We start from the raw sequence: 22299 nt of genomic DNA on the forward strand, positions 1-22299 counted from the left end.
TTATTGACAGGCCGCGTTAGCGACCTGTTTTACCGCTTTGAGCGGTTCACACCATAAAGCCCCCAGCTTTGCTGGGGGATATTTACTAAACTGCTCACCGTAATTACCGGCATAGTTACCGGCAATCGCCGCCACCGTATCGGCAAATTCACCGCCGCCGCCCAACTCACTGAGGTTGCTTTGCACGTCAGTGCCTAACACCGAACCTATGCCATAATTTAAGGTATCGGCGACCTCGCCAAACAATCCTGCCGCCGCCGCCCTATCCGTCTTTTCGACTTGATTGATAAAAGCCGACACTTTCGCGTCTATCGCGTTAAATAAACTCATCCACGCTCTCCATCAAGCCCAGGCAAACCTATGCCCCCGCTTGCTGCGCCGTAACCCGCCCCGCCCAACAAACAGGCCGCGCCGCTGTCAGAAGCCCTAAAAAATATCGCCATGATTAACCCTGCCTACTATGGATTAATGCCTATGGTAAGGGATGGTTAAGCGGGGAGGGGGTGGGTTTTTCCGGTGCGGCCAGAGAAACTAGCAACGGCTGAGAAGTGGCTTAAAAAGCCAACCCATACCTATTCCGGGTCAATAATTGCCTTACGTTTTGGCAATTAAGCCATAAAAAAGCCTAAAAACCGCCTAAATACCTTGTAAAGCCTTATTTTTAATTTTTATTATTAATACCTATCAGGCACTTATAAAATAAAAACCCTTTATATGCAGTATTCACTTTTTTAACGGTAAAAGTTAATTTTATCGGTAACATAATCCTTATATAGTTGCCACAAAATCTCCTCCCGACGACCAGAAAACGGTATTTTGGCCTAGGGAACAGATTTCTATCTCCTCAGAACGCGTTGTCAGCATTCGCCCATCGCCAAATTAATGGCGCAAACGCTGAACAGGCACTTTTCTGAGGCCAATGACGCTTGCTTTTAGCCCAAAAGGTATCCAAAATGACTCACGCCTGCCAGCAACACCTGTGTACCTGCTTTATCATCCCGACCAAAATCCTGTTGCATTTTCAAGACCAAAAGTCGGCGCTGTTATCCGAACGCCTGCGCGGCAACCGGGACGTGTCCGCCCAAGCGTTTTTTGGCGGCATCACCACCGGCGCCAAACGCCGCACCATTTACGATGCCGGCCATACCTCCACCCTGCCGGGCAGCCTAGTGCGCGGCGAAGATGGTCAGCCGTCAGCCGATGCGACAGTGAACGCCGCCTTCGACGGTTCCGGGATCACCTACGATTTCTACCAGCAAGTGTTACAGCGCAACTCCATTGACGGCAAAGGCTTACGCCTGGATTCGACGGTACACTTTGGCGACTTATTTAACAACGCTTTTTGGAACGGTAGCCAAATGGTCTATGGCGACGGTGACGGCACAACCTTCGTCGGTTTCGTCCAAGCTTTAGACGTGGTCGCCCATGAACTGACCCACGGCGTGACGCAAAATAGCGTCCCGGGCGGGCTGGTTTACAAAGACCAAAGCGGGGCTTTAAACGAATCCATTTCCGATGTGTTCGGCAGTGTCGTCAAGCAATGGCACAAGCAACAAGATGTCAGCCAAGCCGACTGGTTGATCGGCGACGGTATCATGGGCGCCGAAAGCGGCAAGGCCTTACGGTCGATGCAAGACCCCGGCAACCGGGATCTCACCTGGGTAGGCGATGACCAACCCAAAACCATGGACGGCTATGAGGAAGGCGGCGATGTCCACACCAACTCCGGCATACCCAATTATGCCTTTTATCTGGCGGCCATGAACTTGGGCGGCAACAGTTGGGATAAGGCCGCGAAAATCTGGTACCAAGCCCTGCCGCTGCTCCACCCGAACGCCAGCTTTAAAGAAGCCGCCAAAGCGACCGTCCACGCGGTGAACTTATTAGGCTATAAAAAAGTCGATAGGGATGCCGTCACTGCCGCTTGGCGGGCAGTGAAAGTGCTTAAATAATCCCTCCACCATGTAGTGGGTAGGGTGATTGCCCACACGATAAGTGTAGGCGGAATGATAGTGACGGAGCGCCGGAATAAATGCAGCTTAACCTTAAGATTACCGGCGGCTTCACTGGCGCGGCGGGTGCCGAACACTACGCGCTAGACCTAGCCGACGGCCCGCCGAGCCAAACCTTGCGCGAGTTACTGGCGAGCGCCGATTTCTTCACCTTGCCCGCCACTCTGCACAACCCCCAGCCTAAGCCTTGGGATTTTCTCTATGAGCTGAGCGTTGCCGACGGCCTTCGGCAGCACAGCGTCAGCTTCCACCTCGACGCCGCCCCCGCCGCGTTACGGCTATTGTGTGAAAAGCTCAAAGCCTTGGCGCAAGCCCCGCGCGGATAAGCACAAGACGAAGGCGAAAAACCCTTGCCTTCCCACTTCGCTAGCCCCAAAAAATCAGGGATTTGCCGCACCTGCCTCAGGCAAATCCCGCACTAATGCTCTCACCGAAATAACCCCGCACCCAAAAACCAAGCCAAGCCCTTGTTTAACCAATCTAAAAAAATAATGGCACAATTTCTGCCATTGCTTAGGATGCCCTCGAGCGGCAGGGTGGCTGACCGCCGCCCTGCACTGGCATCTTAATAACAATAACTCAGCAAAGGGAAACACAGATGACCAAACCACAGCACCTCACCCTCAAAGCCCTAGGCATCACCGCCGTGCTGGCGCAAGGGTTGGCGTTACCGACCGACGCATTGGCGGGTTGTCGGCTTCTGACCGCCGACCGGGTATTTGACGGCGAGACCTTACTCAGCAACGCAGGCGTATTAATCCACGGCGGCAAAATCGCCCGTGTCGATAGCCAAGACGCTTTAGCCGGGTCGTGCGGGAATAAAATCGCCATGGGCGACGCGACCATTGTGCCGGGGCTGATCGAATCCCATGCCCACATCACCTTCCAGAACGTCCGCAAAGACCAAGTGCTGGCACACGGCATCACCACCGTCCAAGACACTGGCGGCCCCTTACAGCCCCCAGAAGGCGGTGCGGGACAATTGCGTTTATTGAGCGTCGGCCCCATACTCCAAGCGGCGGGCGGTTATCCGCTGAACATTTTCAGCGGCGGCGGCGCGGGCGGTTATGACCAAATCGGCCTGACCCTCGGCTCAGAGGCAGAGGCGCGGACTGCCGTCCAGCACCTCGTCGACGGCGGTGCGACCGCCATTAAAATCGCCTTGGAACCGGGCGGCGAAACGGGCGCACCGTGGATGCAGCCGCACGGCAGCAACCCCGTACCGCCGACACCGTGGGACATCTTGCCGCAAGCCGTCGCCACCGCCATTGCCGACGAAGCCCACCATCCGCAGAATGGCCGTCCTGTCCGCCGCGTCATCGCCCACGTCGGCGAAAACATCGGCTTTGAACGCGCCTTAGTGGCGGGCGTTGACGAATTCGCCCATATCCCCTGCGCCCCGCTAGATGCCGCCCTTATCAACCAAGCCGCCAACACCGCCGGACTGACCTTTATCTCCACCGTCGACACCTTGGCCTCCTGTACCGATAGCGGTACCCACTTGGGTATCCATAGCAACACCATGCAACTGGCCGCGAAAATCGCCGACTGCGAGGCCGCCACCCCAGGCCAATGTGCGCAAATCCTTTACGGCTCGGAAATCGGCCACGATAATGTGCCGTGGGGGGTTAACGGTGAAGAAATGGCGATGCTGCTGCACCTGACCAGCGGCGAGTCAATTGATTTTGGCGACGTGCTGAATGTGTTTAAGGCCATCACTTCTAAAGCGGGCAAGCATTTAGGCATAGACAAGCTCGGGACTTTAAGCAAAGGTGCGCCCGCCGATGTCGTCGCCGTACGCGGCAACGCTTTTGCGCGTTTCAAATTGCTCGAATACCCGGATCTGGTTATCTCCGGCGGGCGGTTGGTGGTGAATAAATTTAAGTAACCGCAAGCATAGGACTTTGGAGCGCGGGCATCTTGCCCGCAACTGGCGGGCAAGATGCCCGCGCTCCCTCCCACCCCAGATAATGGTATAGAGTCCGGCGTTAAGCAAAAGACAAGCTAAAGGTTAGCACACACGGTTAGGCCATCGAGCAATGGCTAAAGACCATTGCACTCCGTTCACGGCGGCCTCTCAGTGGAGTGCAATGGTCTTTAGCCATTGCCGAGGGCTTTAACCTCGCGCCTAACCCAAAATCTCAGGTTGGCCTGTCCCTGTGTCGCTTAATGAGTGGCGGCATCTATACTGTGAACGGCCAAGTTTTCGGCTTTTACAATTCACCGTAGGGTACGCTGTACCCTCAGGGGCATAAATGCGTACCTTTTGCACTGATTTTATGATGATTTTTTAAAGGTACGCACAGCGTACCCTACCAAAAAACCAAAAACTTGACCGTTTGAAGTATATATCTAGCCAAGGCCACCAAAAACCTCCCCCGCATCTTCCATTACCCCTCCACCGCCACTATCGGCGACAATAGGCGTTTTTTTGCCGCCGGAACTGTCATGACTTTACCTTTAAGCCGCCGTTGGCGGGAGTTGTCGATTTTAGTGTTGTTAATGGCGCTGACCACGCCGATCTTCTGGTTGACCGATGCCGACCAACAGGCGGCGGCGTGGTTTTATCAGCCGGGGTCGGGGCATTCGGCGTGGCCGTTTGGCGAGTGGTGGTTGTGGCGCGGTTTGTTTGCTTATACGCCGAAGCTGTTGGTCGCCGCCGCTGTCTCGGCGTTGTTGGTGGTGGTGGGCAGTTTTGTAGTCGGGCGTTGGCAACGCTGGCGGCGGCCTGCCTTGTATATCTTGTTGGTCATCGCCATCGGCCCCGGTTTGGTTATCAATCTGGTGTTTAAAGACCATTGGGGCCGGCCTAGGCCCTTGCATATCGCCGAGTTTGGCGGTACGAATACCTATATCCCGCCGCTGCAAATCGGCGACACCCCGCACAAGTCCTTCCCTTGCGGGCATTGCTCGATAGGCTTCGCGCTGTTTGCCCTGTATTTCCTTTCGCGCCGCCGTAAGGCTTTTTATCTGGCCTTGACGTTAGTGGCGGCGGCAATAATGGCCGTATCGCGCATGGCGGCGGGCGGGCATTTTGTCTCGGATATTTTATGGTCGGGCTATCTGGTGTTTTTGGTCGCTTGGTTGTTGTATTACGGCTGGTATGTGCGCGGCCAGTCGGCGTAACCGCCGCTATTTTGCGATAGTAATGCTGGGTATGCCGGATTTGGGCAAGTCGGTGGTGGTCATCTGGTAAATTTGCGACAGCACCCGGAAAGCGGTTTGGTTCCATGACGATTGTGGGCTGGGGCTGACCGCGTAATATTTTCCCCGGTAATTGACGGAGACATCGGCACCTTTGGGCGGGCTATCGGATTCTGAAATGGCAATGACCGAGACCGGATTTTCCGCCACCGCCGGTGTCCTCGGGTCTTTAGGGACATCCCGCTCCGGCTCGTTGGCGATACTGCGGCCAATAAAATACATAATGTTACTGAAACTGCGTAGCCTGAATTTGCCGTGCAAGGGATATTCGCCGCCTGGATAGCCGGGGCGGATATCCACCAGAAAATCATTGGGGGCATTGCGTTCGGCCTCGTCATTCATCTGCATCCGCTGTGCATTAGTCAACAGAAAGGGGTCGTAGTTGGTCAGGATAGTCCGGCCTATCACCTGTTTGGATAAATGGTAAACCGACTGTTGCGCATCCAGCGTCATGGCATACTCTTTCTCTAAGGTATGGAATGATTCGCCCGTGACGGACGCGGCTGGCAATGTCCAATGGCGTTCAAACACTAACGGCTCGGCAAACAGCTGGTCACGGTCTTGAATCGACGACAAGTGCAGGACGATACGCCGGAACGCGGCATAATCCTGCTCATTGCGCGGTCGGTTGTGGTACACCGCCACATCGTTTTGGGTGCGGAACTCCAGCGTCACTAAGCGCAGCAAAATGTCTATATCAATATTCTGGCGCAGCAGCAACGTCAGCTTGTCTTCGGATAAGGGCGTGAGCAAGCGTTGGGTAAACTGCTCGCCTTCTATGGGGACAATGCTGATGGTCGGGTTTTCTGAGACCGAGCCGCCAAAAATAGGCACGAGGGTACTGCCGCTATTGCCCGCTAGGGCAGGGGTCATCCCCATATTGGCCTGAAAATTCAGCGTGGCCGCAATATTGGAAATGCCGGAAAAAAAGATCGGCTGGTTAAAGCGGGAACGGGCAATATTAAGCAGCAGTTGTTTGGAAATGACATCCGCCGTCGCTTCGTTATAGCCAAGCCAATATAATTTGATATGATATGATAATAGGCTATTGTAAAAACGATCATCTTGAATGGAAAACGAATGGCTTATCCAGCGGCATTCAGAAAAAAACTGCTTTCAGTGATGAAAGAACAGGGCCTGACCATCCCGGAAGCCGCGGCGCGGTTGGCCTGGCGGTTCAGGCCGCCGTAACTGAGCGTTTGCCCGGCATAGTCCAGCGCGGGCGCGTCCGGCTGCATGGCGGCGTGCCGCTCGAACAGTTGGTGGGCGCACAGGTGTTGCGGGCAGGCGGTGGCGGTGTGGTTAAAGCCATACAAAATGCGGTCACGTTCAGCCGCCTTCATTAAAGGCAATTGGCCGATAGTTTGCTGGGGGTCAGCGACCATGCCCGCCAATAGGTTTTCAAAATAACGGGCGATACGCCGCACCGTCGGCTCGGCAAACACATCGCTGGCGTATTCCAAGGCTCCCACCAGTCCCTCGTCCGTCGCCGATAAGGCTAAGGCCAAATCAAAATGGGTTGTGGTATGCGCCAATCCTATCGGCTCCAGCGCTAAGCCGGGTAAGGCCAATGCGCCGCCATCAGGAGTATTGTCTAAGGACAGCATGACTTGGAAGATAGGATGATACGCCATGTTGCGCGTCGGATTAAGGGCTTCGACCACTTGTTCAAAAGGCAAATCCTGATGCGCGTAAGCGGCCAAACTGGTGGCCTTGATCTGGGCAAGCAAGGTGCTGACACTAGGGTCATCGGCCAGTTGGACGCGCAAAGCCAGCGTGTTGACAAAAAAGCCGATCAGGGCTTCCAGCTCAGAGCGCGGGCGGTTGGTGACGGGCGTACCGATAACCACATCGGTTTGGTTGCTCAGCCGTGCCATCAGCACCGACCAGCCCGCCAGCAGTACCATAAATAAGGTGACGCTTTGGCTTTGTGCCAGTTGCTTTAAGCCCGCACTCAGTCCGGCAGGCAGGCGGATGGCGATACGGCCACCCGCATAGCTTTGTTGCGCCGGGCGGTCATAGTCTAAGGGCAACGCCAACAGTTCGGGCGCACCGTTAAGCTGGTCTTGCCAATAGCGTATTTGGGCCTGTAAGGTTTCACCCTGTAGCCATGCCCGTTGCCAAACGGCATAATCGGCATATTGGTGGCTGAGTTCGGGCAAGGGGTCAGGCAAACCTTGGCTAAACGCCGAGTATAAGGCGCATACTTCTTTAATCAATAGCCCTAAAGACCAGCCATCAGAAACAATATGGTGTTGGGTAATTAATAGCAGATAGCCGTTATCGCCCAGGCCTAACAAGCGGCCACGGATTAAGGGCCCTGCCGACAAGCTAAAGGGCTGGCAGGTTTCTTCCGCGCACAGTTGTTGGACGGCGGCGGCTTGCGCGGTTTCGGCCAAGGCCGATAAATCTTGCTCAAGCAAGGCGAAACTGCCAGTCGCGCTAATGTGTTGCCAAGGCTGGCCGTTATTGCTGACAAACTGGCTCCGCAATACTTCATGGCGGGCGACGATACGGTTTAACGCTTTTTTAAGCGAGGCTTTATCCAGCTTGCCGCGCAACCGTAAACCCGCTTGAATATGGTAAGCCTGACTGGCGGCGGGGTCGAATTGGTCGATAAACCAAAGCCGTTGTTGCGCCCAAGATAAGGGTAGCGGCTGTGTCCGGTCAGCCGTAGGCAGCGGCGCAACGGCGGTTTGGACATTGCGGGCACTGTTGGCCTGTTGGAGTTTTTTTAACAGGACGGCGCGTTTCAGTTGATCAAGGCCTGGGTTTTTCGGGTTGTTCATAGTAATTGCCGATGTTACGCAGATAGTTGCTGCTATTTAAAAAACACATAATGAGTCGCTGTCGCGACGGTTTTTTTAATCGGGTTCTCGCACCCGAAGGCGAGATACTTTCTTTTGCTCCGCCTCGGCAATTGCTCCTGCATTGCTCTACCTCCTGCATCCATGCAGTCGAAAAGAAAGTATCCAAAGACAAATCCGCCGGGAGCGGATTTTGATGCACCGCACACGAAGTGCGAGTGCCAGGACGGCACGAGTCAGAAGGCGGCCCGATTGCCGCTCCTTCCTGCGCTTCTCGGTTTTGTCGGGGGTCGGCAGAGAGGGCTTCCTGCCTTTATGCCCTTTGGGTACTCCTGCCGACGCGCGGCATCCATGCCGCGCCCCTTTATGCCCTATGGGTATTCGGGCTTATCCCGACAAAACCTGCGATGCTCGGCGCGGCAAACGGGAGAACGATGTTACTGCGTAACATCAGTTAATTATCCTCAGATAACAGGGTGCGCAATTCGGCTTCTGATAGCAGGCTTAATTGCCCGTCAAGCAAGGCGATGTCGCTGTCTTGATAGCAGGCCAGTTGCAAATCCAGCACGCATTCCGCAAGCCCCATTAAGGTGGGCTGTTCGAAAATGGCCGCTAACGGCACGTCAATTTGCCAAGCCTCCCTTAAGCGCACCACCAATTGCACGGCCAGCAGCGAGTGTCCGCCCAAGTCAAAGAAATGGTCATGGCGGCCGACCTTGTCCAGATGCAGAAGGTCTTGCCAAATCGCCGCCAGCACCTGTTCAATGTCGTTTTGGGGTGATTCATAAAGACGACTGGCAGCATGGCCTCCCTCAGGTTCGGGCAAGGCTTTACGGTCCAGTTTGCCGTTGGGGCTGAGCGGCAAGCTGTCCAGCACCACAAATACAGCGGGCAACATATAATCGGCCAGTTGGCTGGCCAGTTGCTGGCGCACCGCTGCGGCATCCAGTTGTTGGCCTAGATCGGCAACCAGATAGGCCACTAAGCGTTTATCGGTTACGCCGTCTGGATGGGCGACGACAACCGCTGCACATACCCCGGCGCAACGGCATAACTGGGCTTCAATCTCGCCCAGCTCAATACGGAAGCCCCGGATTTTGACTTGAAAATCGTTGCGCCCCAAATAATCCAATGTGCCGTCAGACCGCCAGCAACCTAAGTCACCCGTTTTATAGAGGACACCGGGTGGGTCACCCGCCGCCCGGAACGGGTTGTCGATAAACCGCTCGGCGGTCAATTCGGGGCGGTTGAAATAGCCCCGCGCGAGATTGGCCCCGCCGATATAGATTTCCCCCGCCACCCCTAAAGGCACGGGTTGCAAGCGGCTGTCCAACACATAGATTTGGCTGTTGGCAATCGGGCGGCCTATTGGCGGTAACAGCGGCCAAGTGTCGGGGTCATCCGCCAAGGTCAGGGCGGTGACGACATGGGTTTCTGTCGGCCCGTAATGATTATGCAGCCGCCGCCCCGGCATCCTGCCAATAAAGGCCTTAATGGCGGGGCTAATGCGTAATTGTTCGCCTGCGGTGATGACATCGTGCAGATACGGCAATTCGACGGCGGCGTTGACCGCCGCTTCGGCGAGCTGTTGCAGGGCGATATACGGCACAAACAACCGTTGCACTTGCTGCCGCTCCAGTTCGGCCAGCAACGCCGCCGGGTCGCGGCGCACCGCATCACTGACCAAGACCAAACACGCACCCGAACCTAAGGTGGAAAAGATTTCTTGGAACGCGACATCAAAACCTAGGGCGGCAAATTGCAAGGTTTTTTGCCCCGGCGGCAAACCGGCCCGGGTAAATTGCCAGTTGAGCAAGTTCAATAATGCCGCTTGCGGCATCGCCACGCCTTTCGGTTGCCCGGTGGAACCGGAGGTATAAATGATATAGGCCAGATTTTGTGGGCTTATGCCTAGTGCTTGTGGGTCAGGGTTGCCCGTTTGCCCCTGTCCTGCCCCATCCGTCAGCAAAACATCCACCAGCATGATCGGCAAGCCCTCGTCGGCCAAGGCCAACAAGCGCGGGTAAGCCACGGTTTGGGTCAGTAAGACCGTGGGGCGGCTATCGGCGAGCATATAAGCCAAACGCTCGTCAGGATAGCTAAGGTCTAGCGGCAGATACGCCCCACCCGCTTTGAAAATCGCTAACAGTGCCACCACCATGTCCGGGCAGCGTTCCAGTGCTATCGCCACGCGGTCATCAGGGCGGATACCGAAGGCGATGAGGTGGTGGGCCAGTTGGTTGGCTTGGCGGTTCAACTCGGCATAACTGAGGTGGTGGCTGCCAAACACCAAGGCAGGGGCATTTGGGTTGTCTGCGGCGTGTTGCTCGAAGAGCTGTTGTAAGCAAATAGGCGGCGGATAATGGACTGTCGTGCCGTTAAAGGCTTGCAGCACTTGCCGCCGCTCAGCGGCGGGCAAAATGCTAAGCTGGCAGGCCGGGTAATCGGGCTGCTGTGCCAGCGCGTCGGCTAGTCCGGCCAGTGCTGTCCCAAAATAGCCGACGATACGCTCCGCCACAATGCCTTCGCTACATTGTGCGGTCAGTGTAAAGCCCACCCCTAGATCATCAACCGACACGGTCAGCGGATAATTGGTGCGCTCTTCGCTATGGTGGACACGGATGCCTTGCCAAGTGCTGGCCGCGTCGGCCATTTGCCCCGCTTGTTGGTCGTGCTGGGTGCTGTGGCGGTAATTGAGCAAACTGGTAAATAACGGCAACGGGGCGGCGACCCCGCTACAGCGTTGCGCCAGCGCTAAAGACGCTTGTTCGTAAGCCAGCAAATCCAGCAATTGCCGTCCCGTATCGGTGACCAGTTGCGCGGCGCTCTGCCCGCCTACACGAATGCGTAACGGCAAGGTGTTGATGAACAGACCCAATACCCGGTCAGCGCCGCTCACGCCTTGTAAACGTCCGAGCAGCACAGTGGCGAACACCACATCGTCACGGCCAGTACAATGCGCCAACACCTGCGCCCAAGCGGCATGGAACAACACGGCGGGGCTAAGCCCATAGCGTTTGGCGTTCAGGCGGATAGCCGCCGCCAAATCGGCGCTTAAGGCCAGTTTCGCTTCGGTGATGCGCCCTTGCCCATCCATAATGCCGAACGGGGCGGTCGGTTCGGTAATATCCGCCAACCGTGCCTTAAAATAGGCTTCGTATCCGTCGCTTGGGGTCGCCAAGGTTTGGGCGATAAACTGGCGGTAAGGCAAGGGTCTGGGTAAGTCCGCCGCCTGTCCGGCCAGAATCTGCCCCACTTCGCCGATAATCAGCTCTACCGTCAGATGGTCGCTGACCAAGTGATGGTTCAGCAAAGCCAATAACCAACTATCAGTTTGGGCATCATAGAGGCTATAGGCCGCAAATAACGGCGCTTGTTGCAGGTTCAGGCGTAACTGGCTAGGGTCGGTTTGCCCAAGCAGGCAGGCCATCGCGCTGGCCGTGCCCTGTAAGCTAAGTTCTGTTATCGGCAACAGCGCCCGCCGCTGCACCACTTGGACGGGCTGGGGCAAGCCCTGCCAATGGATAGCGGTGCGCAAGATGTCGTGACGGTCGATAACCTGTTGCAAGGCTGCTAAAAATTGTGCCAAACCTTTGGCATCGGCAAAACTTAACACCGTGCGCAATAAATACGCATCCCCTGCCGCCGCCAATAAATGGTGGAACAAAATCCCTTCTTGCAAGGGGGCGAGCGGATAAATGTCCTGAATATTGGCGGCACCGCCCGGCACATTCGCGACCAAGCCGTCGAGTTCCGCTACTGTCAGCTTAACCAAAGGCAGTAAATCGGGGGTCAGCGCGGTGCAATCGGGGGCGATTAAATTGGCCGGAACCTTAAGCTCGGCTATCGGATCGGCTTGGGCATCTATTTGCGCGGCCAGCTCGGCGAGGGTCGGCGCAGTGAACACGCTACGCACCGTCGCACTTAAGCCTTGTTGGCGCAAACGCTCAATAAAAGTGACGATCAGCAAGGAATGCCCGCCCAACTCAAAGAACTGGTCATGCCGCCCGACTTGCTCCAGGTGCAGCAGCTCTTGCCAAAGTGCGGCGATGACAGTCTCGGTAGAGCCTTGGGGGGCTTCGTAGGCCCGCGCCGCGACACTGCCGCCGTCCGGCGCAGGCAAGGCTTTACGGTCAAGCTTGCCGTTGGTGCTGAGCGGGAATTGTTCCAGCGTGACGAAGGCGGCGGGTAACATATAGTCCGCCAGTTGCCCAGCCAGTTGGCGGCGCAATTCGGTGGGGTCAGGGGTGTGGCCCGGTTCGGGGATAAGATAGGCGACCAGCCGCTTATCGCCCGGCACATCTTCCCTGGCGATGACCACGGCCTCACGGATACCCGGACAGGCCGCTAAGCGGGTTTCGATTTCGCCCAATTCAATACGCAAGCCGCGTATTTTGACTTGGAAATCGTTGCGCCCCAGATACTCGATGCTGCCGTCCGGCCACCACCGCCCCAAGTCGCCGGTTTTGTACAGGCGGCCGCTGCCGTCTTTTTGGAACGGGTCGGTGATGAAGCGTTCGGCGGTCAGTGCCGGGCGGTTCAGATAGCCCCGCGCCACTTGGATGCCGCCGATGTGGATTTCCCCGGCCACGCCCAGCGGTACGGGTTGTTGGTGGCTGTCCGCTGGCCTGCCATGCTTCAATATGCCCAATCCACTTCTTTGATGATGCCATCGTTATTCCCCATACAAAAGGGCAAGGATGACAGTTCGTATCAGGTTTGCCTAGGTGGATTGGCTAGACGTTTACATACTTTTCATGATAGTCGCTTCATAGCCGTCGCCTTCAACCCGTTGCATCGTCACCCAGCTGCCTATTGCAGCATCCACCACCTCCAACACCGATTCGCGCCATGCCGTCATTTCGCCGGATAGCGGATAGGTGCTGATAAGCAAAAATCGGTTGCCGTCGATGTCTATGCAATCGTACAAGTCAGCCCTGAGCAAACCATGGACAAAAACACCGTTTGCATAAAGCTCGGTGTCAACCAGATGCCAACGCCCGTCACGGTAGACGACCAGCACATCCCGCGCCACCCTGTCCAAATCAGGATGCACCATAAAGACTGTTTTCGGACAGCAGGTGATGAAAGCGTCCTTATCCCATTGTGGTTGGCAGAACTGGAACCTATCCAAAAGGTTTGGGTTGGATTTACGCTGCATCATGACCCACCCCCTTACCTGAATTGCTTTGCAACTGTCCAGCAAGCCACCGTTCCACCATCACCTCATCATAACGCACTGACCGCCCAATCGTCACATGCGGCGGAATATCGCCCAATCCCCTGCCCCTAAGGCGTTCCACCGTGCTGACAGACAAGCCCAGGCGTTGCGCCAGCCAAGCCGTGTCCTTTAATGCCGTGTTTGCTTTTGTCTTGTTGTCTTCCATAACTTGATTTCCTTTTTCCCGATGCCTGTTAACAAAAGGATAAGGCGGCGGGCATCAAACGCCGCTTCCCATAGGTTTCTATTTATATGTTATGAATTTTTTTGGCAAATTGTCTTGGGTGTGGGCAATGGCGCACCGCCACGGGAAACTGTGGCCGCTTGGTTCCTTTGGACAGCCATTAATCGTCGCCGCCACCCCTGCCGCTTTTGTTGGGTTTCATACCGTTAACCCGGTGGTGCGGACGGCTTCCCTGCCCCCTTTGGCGACCCAGTTTGCCATAACGGTTGGCGGTTGGCGGGCGGCGGGGTTTGGTAAGCCGGGTAGTTGCTCCCGTAACCGGGGGGAACTTGTTGGCCATTACCCGGATTGGAACCGTTCCCGTACGGGTTGCCTTGGGCGGGGTAGGTTTGCCCATAAGCCCCATTTTGGACGTTATTGCCGTTGTCGTCGTCTTCATCCGAAAGGGCTGGGAATGACAGGATCAAAAGCATCGCCGCGATCAATTTATACATGGTATGTCCTTACTGCGAGGTTAATGGAAAGGGTCAGGCCAAAGCCTGCTTGATAGGCTCCGGCGGGTTATCGGGTGTTGTTCTACACCATCCTGGCACAACCGTAAAGCAACGGGTTTCAAACATATATTAAACAAATGGTCTTCCCGGCTACGAAGCCCGCATGGGAGGATCAAACCCAACGGCGGATACAGCCCTGATAGGCCGCCGTAAACCTAAAAACCATGAATAACTGGAGATTGCCATGCCGCAACCTAAAAGAGCCACACCTACCGTCATCACCGCCAATCCGAGCCGTACAGCCCAGCCCAACAACCCGTCCGGGGAAATCGTCACGGGCATGATCGGTTCGGTCTGTGCGGTCATCGGCACATTGATAGGCGAATCCTTGGCCAAACTCTTGGAAAGGAAATGCTCAAGATAGGCTTTTGACCAGCCCATATAACAATCCTAAGAGCTTTTCGCGGGTTTTAGGTCTCGATAAATTGAAAAACCCGCAACCTTCCAAAAGCCTTGCCGACCCTTATGGGGTTTGCGGGGCTTTTGCTTTTTAAGGCCACCGATAAGGAACCGCCACATGAACACCAAAACCGCCCCGCACCCCTCCACCGGAACCGGATCACCAGACACGACGGCAATCAATGCAAAAACCTATCTCTCCCTGAAAAAGGGCAAGGCCAATAAGACCGGCCAGCGTAGCCACGGGCAAATCCATTACCGCCTCCTCACCGATGCCGGAATGCAAGCCTTGTATGTCATTATCACAGGTAATGATGGCGGCGGTTATCACTCCAAAGAAATCGTGCCGTTCGTCAACGTCGAACAGTGCCTGGAAGGGTTCAACACCGATAAGCCGCTGTCGTCCAAGCTATTCCAGCCCGCCTTCGTCGGCCAATCCACGAACAACGCCGGATTTCTGGCCGCCATATTACGAGCCGAGAACCTGTTGGCCGCCGTACCTGAATCACCGCACCATCATGCCCTGCAAGCCGATTGGGACGGATGGAAAGCCAGCACTTTGGCCTTAGCTGATAAGGCCGAACCTTTCCAGCCCGAATTGCCTAAGCCGCGCATAACCAAATCAACTGTAAATCCTATCGAAAGCCAACGTCCGGAAGCGGATTCAGAAGCGACAGGTGATGAAAACCCAACTGCCCCGGATGATGCCGATATGATACAGCCGCAAACCAGCAGCCAAGGCGGGGTTGGTGCGGAACCTTCCGGCATTGCTGGCGAATCGGATAAAAGTAAAGCCAAAAAACAGCGTGCCGAAAAGCGTCAACATCCGGGCGGAGAGGACAGCCAACATGATAGTCCTGCGTGACCCCAAGCAATTGGCGCGACGTGATGAACCACAAGGCGCGTCGGCCTCTTTTCCCGCCCCGTTAACCCGCGCATTCATCCTCACGGTATTGGCCGACAGCTTGCAAGGACATTTCCAAGCCTTGTCGGGGCAAGAAACCTATGCCCCGCAAGACCATGGTTACGTCGTCATTGCCGAACCGGGCGATACGGCGGCAAGTCTGGAAACCGAAACGGGTTGCCCTATCCTTACTGATTGGTTCCAAGAAAGCCGATACGGCGACGACGGTTTCGCCCCGTCTTGCGAATGGCTGGACGAACAACCGTTTTGGTACGAAATGGGCTTTACCCTCAATGACAACGGCTTCACTGTCCTGCTGATTGTCCCCAAGCTCACGGGCGTGGACAGCCGACTATTGCAGATGTGCAAAGACCATGCGGACATTCCCGCCGCCTAGATTCAACCGATGACCATTAACCCCCACGCCGAAGCCATTCAGTTGCCTTCGGCGTTTTTATTTGGAGCAAACTGAAATGAATACTGATACGCCGGAACAAACAGGCATCCATGTGGCAATAACCGCCATGCTCTTCGAACCCGGACAAGTGGTGGCCACCCCCGGCGCGTTGGACACCATGAAAACCAACGGCTGCCAATCGCTGGATTTGCTGATACGGCATTTGGCTGGCGATTGGGGCGTTGTCCCGGAAGAAGATGCCCAAACCAACCAAGAAGCCTTAAGCGAAGGTTCACGAATCCTGTCCAGTTACCCCATGCCAAATGGCGCAAGAATCTGGGTGATCACCGAAGCCGACCGTTCTTCCACGACATTCTTATTGCCGGAGGAATATTGACGTGAGCCAATCCACTTTCCCCATCCCTATTGACCCTGAGATAGCGGCTTGGGCGGCAACACTTGATGAAAATGCACGGGAGTTGTTCGAAGAACGGGCGGGCATCCGGCAATACGAAGCAGGCCTATCACGACGGGAAGCCGAGTCGGCAGCCCGTGACGATGTGCTTCGCTGGCTGAAACGCCAATCCTAAACGTGTTTTGGCTGGTTTTTCCGCCGACAGTTTGGGGAAAACCCGCCCAAGACAAGAAATAGACCGGAAGCGTCCGGAAAACTGCCTCGCTATTTTGGCCAGCCTTGGTTCCCTGCTTGGGAGCCAAGGCCTGATGGGTTTTGACGGCTTGGCCAATAAACGCAGGGCGAAGGACTACTTAAACCCGCCTCGCTTTGCCGGACACGGACGGGGCAAACCCACACCCCTCCGATTGCAAATCCAGTACGGCTTTACCAACGGGCGTTTTCTGGCCAACCAAGCCTAGCCAGCAATCCTTGCCCCGCTTTGTAGCCAGCAACCCCTTACCCTGCGTAGCCTTAAGCATTTTGCCCAAACCCATCACTTACTTTTTTAACGCCTGACCCATTGCCAATACCGAAAAGTCACTGACCCAATACGAACAAATGAATAGCACCCTGCCCTCTGTGACCCTGCCCATGTCACCGCCGGACAAATTCCGGTCGGAACTATTGGCCAAAGCACCGGGGACACCTCCATCCATCCCAAACGTTAAGGAAAACCACCCATGACAACCACCAACCCAGAAACCAAAAACGCCAAAGCCGCATCAACGCCGGAAACGACCCGCTTGGTCTTCACCAAAAAATGGATCGAACAGTTGCCGCCCAATCCGAAAGAGTCCGCCGCACGGGAAAAGGAATACAGCGACACCCAAACCGTCGGCCTGAAACTGTTGGTCAGCAAGCAAGGCCGGAAATTCTTCTATCTGCGCTACACCATCAACAAACGCAAACGCGGCATCAAAGTCGGTGAATATGGCGCAATGTCCTTGCCCGAAGCCCGTATCCGTTGCAATGAGCTCAAGGCCTTGGTCAACAAAGGCATCGACCCGCAGGAAGAGAAACAGCAACTCGCCAGTATCCCTGATTTTGGCGAATTTGTGGCGCAGCACTATTTACCTTATGCCCAGGCCAACAAGCGCAGCTATTGCAATGACGAATCCAAACTACGGATCCATTTGTTGCCTTTGTTCCAACATCGGCGGCTGGATCAAATCACCACACAGGAACTGCAACGCTACCATGACCAACTGAAAACCAAATACTGTCCGGCCACCGCCAACCGCCACTTGTCCTTACTGCAACGCATGTTCAAATTGGCCATACAATGGGGCTTTCTCGATAAGAATCCGGCCACGGGTATCCGCAAACATCAGGAAAACAACGAACGCCACCGCTATTTGTCCGACCAGGAAATCGGCAAGTTTATCGAGGCATTAAAAACCGAAGAAAACCCCGTCGCCGCCGCTGCTTTTGAATTGTTGCTGTATACGGGGGTAAGGCGGCAAGAAGCCTTGGATGCCAAATGGGAGCATGTCGATTTGGAGAAAAAGGTCTGGTTCATCCCCCGCAGCAAAAGCGGCAAATTGCGCCATGTCATCCTGAACACGATGGCTATCCAACTCCTACAAAGGCAAACCAGAATCCCCGGCAACCCTTATGTCTTTCCGGGTAAGGTCAAAGGCCAGCAAATCAACAACCCACAAAAAGCCTTCCGGCGGGTGTTGAAGAAAGCCGGGATCAGCAATTTCCGTATCCATGACCTGCGGCATACCCATGCGTCCATTGCCATCAACAACGGTGCTTCGCTATATGAAGTGCAACACCTGCTAGGCCATAGCCAATCCAAAACGACCAGCCGTTATGCCCATTTGGCGGACGAGACGCTCAGGAAGGTGTCGGACACCGTCTCTAACCGGATTAGTAGTACGATACGGTGAGATGTAAATTAGGCACATAAACTGACATCTAAAGTTTGTCAGGACGGACGGACACCCCTTTTAAAGAAGGGGTGTCCGTCCGTCCTGACAATTGCAGACCAATTCAATGGGAAGTTAAATTTCAACCAATGCTTGGGTTGAATCAATTTTAGACAATGGCAATCGCGTATTTTTGCTGTTTTTTTCCAACAGAAATCCCAGAAAAATGTTTGGCAAAAATAGCGGCTCCCTCTTGAAAATAAAAAAACCATCCCCATTTTTAACCACATAAAAATCCGATCAACTATAGCCAAGATGAGAAATACCCATTTCAATTATGTAAATCTAAAAACCCAAAAAATCCTTATGTTAGACACACCGATCCAACCAAATGACAAACTGATGTTACGCACCCCATCCCAAAAAGAGTATCATTGACGGATGGAAAAAGAAAAAATAGAACTCTACACAGACTACCTGATCTGCAATCAAGGCTTTGCAACGGCGACGGGCTTGTCGGCGATGCACCACTGATTCTAAACATGATAAGCCCATTTCACCGAACCTTCTGGATCGTAAATTTAAGGTGGGTCAACCCGATCAAGTCTATGTTGGCGATATTACCTATATTCATACCCAAGAAGGCTGGTTGTCCCTAAAGGGATTTCCTCCGGTCATATTTGGCTGTCGTGATTGATCTGTATTCACGGCAAGTGGTCGGTTGGTCAATGGCGGAACATATGCGCACCAAGCTCGTCAACGATGCCCTGTTAATACCCTCTGGGGCACAAGTGGCTATTTGGAAGCGGAAACCCGACAAAGGTTTGTTATGGCATACGGATCGGGGCAGCCAATATGCGTCGGAAAGCCACCGTGCGCTGTTAAAGCAACACAGTATCAGCCAGAGTATGAGTCGTAAGGGGAATTGCTGGGAGGGTCTGCCCCTTGGGTATAATGCCGTATCAGAAAGCTTCTTCCATACGCTCAAAACCGAACTGATACACCATGAGACTTATCAAACCCGTTCTACGGCAAAACAGGCTGTGTTTGAATATATTGAGGTCTTTTACAACAGAGAGCGGCGGCATTCAGCCAATGGCTATTTGTCGCCTGTAGACTACGAATTGCAGCAAATGGCTGCTTAACCATGTGTCCGGAAAAGTGTTGACACATCAGTATGAGTATGAGTTTAATGGAGCGTCTCTATTTCCTTGTGTCATTGGGGAGTTTGAGGTTGGGTGGATTGATTCATTTTATCCCTGCCCCCTTGCCGTCGAGCTGTTTGCCCTTGCCGGGTCTATGGGGCCATCCCACACTTACGAATCGTTTGTGGACTCCGAGGAATGGCACAAATTGCGCCGGTTGGCAAAAGAAGCTTTGGCGGAAGCGGGCTTGCCCCTGCATCCGGTGCCGGCCAAAATTGACTTTGACGATTTTCTCGAAATCACAGGCCGAGGCGGTTATAGGGGACAAGAATTTCTGATGAGGCTTATCCGATGGCGGAGTCGCGGCAAGGCGTGACAGGCTCCCTTCCACCATGCCACAAATGGCTTTGCCTTGGCATACACGCGACGGGAACCCCTAAATGACAGCCATTATCAGCCACGACATTGCTTTGAAGGAATTGGGTAAAGGCGGTTGTCCGGGCGGCGGTGAAATAATGCAATACGACGGGCTTATTTGGAAACCGCCTATGAAAGATGGGCTTATAGCTGACCCTATAAGCATGGCGAAAATATTGTGGACAATACAACAAACATGGTATTTGATTTCAGTATATGACCCTGAGGATAAAGGGTTTTTTGATCCGACAATGGAATATTTCATTGATATAGGCCTGTTTGATACTCCAATCACGCTCAACTTAGAAATAACCGCTAAGCTACTTATTAAGCATAGGTGTATTTACGATATTATCTTGGTTAAGCCAAATGATTTGGAAACCTTTATATTTATGATCGCATATAGTGACTTTGCGGGTTTACAAATCCGCTCGGCAGACAAAAACGATGCAAGTCATATTATAAATTTATGGAGAAATATTGAAGGCCTTACATTTGATAGTGGCAAGGACTTTTTGGGTCATGTATCTGCCATGAAAAAATTATCAACCATCAATATATTGTGGGGGTTGCCAAACTGGGATTGCCTTCGCAACGCACTGGTTATTTCAGAGGACGAAAAAATCTTATATCGTATGAAGGCCATCATTGAACAATATAAACAAGACCATCATCAACAGGACGATGAAGAATACGACCATCAGGTCATGTTGTGCAATGTGGAGGAGGAAATATTAAAATGGCCTCATAACGATGATCATGTTTGATAAACCCTAACCATTTTAAAAAAAACGGTCGCTTTTGCATTGATTTTACGGTTGCCCTATTAATGCACCGCCTTCATAGTGCCACCGCTCAACGTCAAATTCGCCGACCAACCGGCACCACCAGCCGCCTTGAAGTCCTCGACAGTGCCGCCCTCGTCCAGTCCCAAGGCGGCCAGCTGCTCGACTACAACAACGGCACGCAACTGAAATTGTTTTGATGGCAAGAAATGCATTCAGACTTCAGAATAAAGGGGTGATTTTACAATGACAAACTGGACTGAAATTGTCGCAAATAATCAAGTAAAATTGTTAGCGGATAAGTCAAAATCCGCTCAAGGGATATTGGCAATATTTTATTTGTTTTTAGAATTCGAAAATAATGGGCTAACTGGCTATCTTATGAATAGTTCAGCGGATTCTTTACCCGACCTTGTATCACTTTTTGAGTTATCAAATTTTACAGAAGGTTTAGAGTGGCTCAAAAAAGTTGAAATTCAGTATAGTGGCAAAATTCATGGAAATCGAATATCACGAATAAATACTATATCAGAATTGCCAGAGTTTAAACGAGGAAAAGACCCTTTTGATACTCAACATAATGAACTAAATTTGTTAATGCCGAAACTTGAAACACTAGCTATATCTTTCATTACTAAGCTTAACCTGTACCTCTAGCCCGCGTAGGGCGCAATAGCGTTAGCGTATTGCGCCTTATAACGCTATGGAGAAATTGTGGCTAACTATTAATGCTGCTGAACAATGGGCCTATACAATGCTTGGTCGGCACCGCCAAGCAGAAGTTTTAAAAATTGCACAAACCGAAGATGGACGCAATTCTATCGCAAAGGCACTGGAGAGCCTATACGTTGGAAATGGTTGGTAGGATAAAGGGATACCCACAATCAAAGAGGTGTTTAAAAAAGAAAAACCCGATTATGTATCGGGTCTCAGAATTTCTTTACCGTGGTGTACACGAGACGGAAAACCTTAATATGAAACCTCTAATGACCATTGAAATTTCCATAAAAGAATTGGGTAAGAGCGGGTGTCCTGAGGGCATAAGGGCTTTCCGTCAGGCGGGCATCGTACTTTATTGGACAGCTATTCCAGATTTGGACGCTTACGCCCTTAACCTGTACGCACCACCGGATCAGGTTTTTTGGGATTTTGACATTTATACTAGTTTGCTGATGGCCGAACATGCGTTTTGCCGCAGTTACGATGACGAAAGAATAAAATACGTTAATTCGGTATTGACACGCTTAAGCCGACAGGCGGGGCATAAGAAAAAATCAGGTTTTGCGCGGGGGGTGTTTGGTGGCTGGGGGGGCAGTTATGCGTTTTTTCCCAATAACGCACCATGGGTTTTCATTTGGCCTTTGACGGCCATAAATCTATAATCGTTCCGGCAGTTGACCGTGAAGCGGTGCAAGCGCACTTTGAGGCACAGGCAAAGTGCTTCGGTGACGGTTCTGTGTCCCCTTATCCTGAGCGGTATTTAAAGGATAGCATCGGCGATCTTGACAATACCGTCCACCATAAACTGTTGGCCGAACACATCATGCAGAAAAATGCCGACGGGCGGGCTTGGTTATATGAACAAGCACGCCAGCTTGACAATGCCACATCCATTACCCAGTTAGCCGCTAGCCTAGACCCCCGTTTTGGTCTCAAGGGGCTTATTTCCTTATACCCTGTCGCTGCCCGGTTTGTCCCTTTCGTTGATATGGAGCGCTATGCCGAAGTGCTCCGCTTCCGTACGAAGGTTGCCCTAGAAATCTGTCGGTTACCCAGCATGGAATGGTTGGTTATTGCGATCCGCGATTCTATGGAGTTAGGGGAGTATCCGGGCGGTGTTAAGGAAGAGATGTTGGCCATGCTGGAACCCCGCTTGCACCCCTACCGCCAGCTTATCGGGTTTGAATTTCCTAGCCAAGCAGGTCTCAAAAAATGATAA

Annotated in this window: 23 protein-coding genes and 1 pseudogene; 17 read left to right on the forward strand and 7 right to left on the reverse strand. The window is 53.4% G+C overall.

Going from position 1 to position 22299, the window contains the following annotated elements:
- Positions 1-330 carry a hypothetical protein gene (locus CEK71_RS21295; protein ID WP_088621259.1) on the reverse strand — a complete coding sequence of 110 codons (330 nt, stop codon included), beginning with the start codon at positions 328-330 and terminating at the stop codon, positions 1-3.
- A 623-nt stretch (positions 331-953) separates the two neighbouring features.
- On the opposite strand from CEK71_RS21295, the gene CEK71_RS21300 reads away from it, so the two are divergent.
- From CEK71_RS21300 to CEK71_RS21315, 4 genes are all read left to right on the forward strand, one after another.
- Positions 954-1952, forward strand: a complete 999-nt coding sequence (locus CEK71_RS21300) for a M4 family metallopeptidase (RefSeq protein ID WP_088621260.1) — start codon at positions 954-956, stop codon at positions 1950-1952.
- Between the two features lie 80 nt (positions 1953-2032).
- Entirely contained in the window at positions 2033-2338 is a 306-nt protein-coding gene (locus CEK71_RS21305) for a protealysin inhibitor emfourin (protein WP_088621261.1), read from the forward strand.
- A 272-nt stretch (positions 2339-2610) separates the two neighbouring features.
- On the forward strand, positions 2611-3900 hold the full coding sequence (locus tag CEK71_RS21310; RefSeq protein WP_088621262.1) for an amidohydrolase family protein: 1290 nt from the start codon (positions 2611-2613) through the stop codon (positions 3898-3900).
- A gap of 560 nt (positions 3901-4460) precedes the next feature.
- Positions 4461-5138 carry a phosphatase PAP2 family protein gene (locus CEK71_RS21315; protein ID WP_088621263.1) on the forward strand — a complete coding sequence of 226 codons (678 nt, stop codon included), beginning with the start codon at positions 4461-4463 and terminating at the stop codon, positions 5136-5138.
- Between the two features lie 6 nt (positions 5139-5144).
- Here CEK71_RS21315 and CEK71_RS21320 read toward each other — a convergent pair whose 3' ends face one another.
- The 6 genes from CEK71_RS21320 to CEK71_RS21350 all read right to left on the reverse strand — a co-directional run bounded on the left by CEK71_RS21320 (position 5145) and on the right by CEK71_RS21350 (position 13922).
- Entirely contained in the window at positions 5145-6089 is a 945-nt protein-coding gene (locus tag CEK71_RS21320) for a hypothetical protein (RefSeq protein ID WP_232463711.1), read from the reverse strand.
- 212 nt (positions 6090-6301) lie between these two features.
- Entirely contained in the window at positions 6302-8005 is a 1704-nt protein-coding gene (locus CEK71_RS21325; protein WP_088621265.1) for a condensation domain-containing protein, read from the reverse strand.
- Positions 8006-8477: 472 nt separating this feature from the next.
- Positions 8478-12674, reverse strand: a complete 4197-nt coding sequence (locus CEK71_RS21335; RefSeq protein ID WP_088621267.1) for a non-ribosomal peptide synthetase — start codon at positions 12672-12674, stop codon at positions 8478-8480.
- Between the two features lie 93 nt (positions 12675-12767).
- On the reverse strand, positions 12768-13187 hold the full coding sequence (locus CEK71_RS21340; RefSeq protein ID WP_157679535.1) for a hypothetical protein: 420 nt from the start codon (positions 13185-13187) through the stop codon (positions 12768-12770).
- Positions 13174-13410 (reverse strand): helix-turn-helix transcriptional regulator, encoded by a 237-nt coding sequence (locus CEK71_RS21345; RefSeq protein ID WP_088621269.1) that lies wholly within the window; start codon positions 13408-13410, stop codon positions 13174-13176. Before CEK71_RS21345 ends, CEK71_RS21340 begins: the two co-directional genes overlap by 14 nt.
- Before the next feature lie 224 nt (positions 13411-13634).
- Positions 13635-13922 carry a hypothetical protein gene (locus tag CEK71_RS21350; protein WP_088621270.1) on the reverse strand — a complete coding sequence of 96 codons (288 nt, stop codon included), beginning with the start codon at positions 13920-13922 and terminating at the stop codon, positions 13635-13637.
- A 244-nt stretch (positions 13923-14166) separates the two neighbouring features.
- Between CEK71_RS21350 and CEK71_RS22955 the strand changes: the two genes are divergently transcribed.
- From CEK71_RS22955 to CEK71_RS21415, 13 genes and pseudogenes are all read left to right on the forward strand, one after another.
- On the forward strand, positions 14167-14346 hold the full coding sequence (locus CEK71_RS22955; RefSeq protein WP_157679537.1) for a hypothetical protein: 180 nt from the start codon (positions 14167-14169) through the stop codon (positions 14344-14346).
- A gap of 153 nt (positions 14347-14499) precedes the next feature.
- Positions 14500-15246 (forward strand): hypothetical protein, encoded by a 747-nt coding sequence (locus CEK71_RS21360; protein WP_088621272.1) that lies wholly within the window; start codon positions 14500-14502, stop codon positions 15244-15246.
- Positions 15230-15682: a hypothetical protein gene (locus CEK71_RS21365; protein WP_088621273.1), complete on the forward strand. Its 453-nt coding sequence runs from the start codon at positions 15230-15232 to the stop codon at positions 15680-15682. Before CEK71_RS21360 ends, CEK71_RS21365 begins: the two co-directional genes overlap by 17 nt.
- A gap of 76 nt (positions 15683-15758) precedes the next feature.
- Positions 15759-16079 carry a hypothetical protein gene (locus CEK71_RS21370; RefSeq protein WP_088621274.1) on the forward strand — a complete coding sequence of 107 codons (321 nt, stop codon included), beginning with the start codon at positions 15759-15761 and terminating at the stop codon, positions 16077-16079.
- Position 16080: 1 nt separating this feature from the next.
- Positions 16081-16272, forward strand: a complete 192-nt coding sequence (locus CEK71_RS21375; protein WP_088621275.1) for a hypothetical protein — start codon at positions 16081-16083, stop codon at positions 16270-16272.
- Between the two features lie 547 nt (positions 16273-16819).
- Complete coding sequence (locus tag CEK71_RS21380) at positions 16820-18034, forward strand: tyrosine-type recombinase/integrase (protein WP_088621276.1); 1215 nt, start codon at positions 16820-16822, stop codon at positions 18032-18034.
- A gap of 505 nt (positions 18035-18539) precedes the next feature.
- A pseudogene (locus tag CEK71_RS21385) lies at positions 18540-19158 on the forward strand (IS3 family transposase); the annotation flags it as partial.
- Between the two features lie 154 nt (positions 19159-19312).
- A complete protein-coding gene (locus tag CEK71_RS22965) occupies positions 19313-19534 on the forward strand; it encodes a hypothetical protein (RefSeq protein ID WP_157679541.1) in 222 nt (73 codons plus the stop codon).
- Between the two features lie 64 nt (positions 19535-19598).
- Positions 19599-20342 (forward strand): hypothetical protein, encoded by a 744-nt coding sequence (locus tag CEK71_RS21395; RefSeq protein ID WP_088621279.1) that lies wholly within the window; start codon positions 19599-19601, stop codon positions 20340-20342.
- Positions 20339-20560 (forward strand): hypothetical protein, encoded by a 222-nt coding sequence (locus tag CEK71_RS21400; protein ID WP_088621280.1) that lies wholly within the window; start codon positions 20339-20341, stop codon positions 20558-20560. The genes CEK71_RS21395 and CEK71_RS21400 overlap by 4 nt, the downstream gene beginning before the upstream one ends.
- A gap of 46 nt (positions 20561-20606) precedes the next feature.
- Complete coding sequence (locus CEK71_RS21405) at positions 20607-21017, forward strand: DMP19 family protein (RefSeq protein WP_088621281.1); 411 nt, start codon at positions 20607-20609, stop codon at positions 21015-21017.
- 317 nt (positions 21018-21334) lie between these two features.
- Positions 21335-21742 carry a hypothetical protein gene (locus tag CEK71_RS21410; RefSeq protein WP_198328376.1) on the forward strand — a complete coding sequence of 136 codons (408 nt, stop codon included), beginning with the start codon at positions 21335-21337 and terminating at the stop codon, positions 21740-21742.
- Complete coding sequence (locus CEK71_RS21415; RefSeq protein WP_157679545.1) at positions 21703-22296, forward strand: hypothetical protein; 594 nt, start codon at positions 21703-21705, stop codon at positions 22294-22296. The genes CEK71_RS21410 and CEK71_RS21415 overlap by 40 nt, the downstream gene beginning before the upstream one ends.
- Positions 22297-22299: the final 3 nt, after the last annotated feature.

Origin of the sequence: Methylovulum psychrotolerans (assembly GCF_002209385.1) — a bacterium.
GTDB lineage: Bacteria > Pseudomonadota > Gammaproteobacteria > Methylococcales > Methylomonadaceae > Methylovulum > Methylovulum psychrotolerans.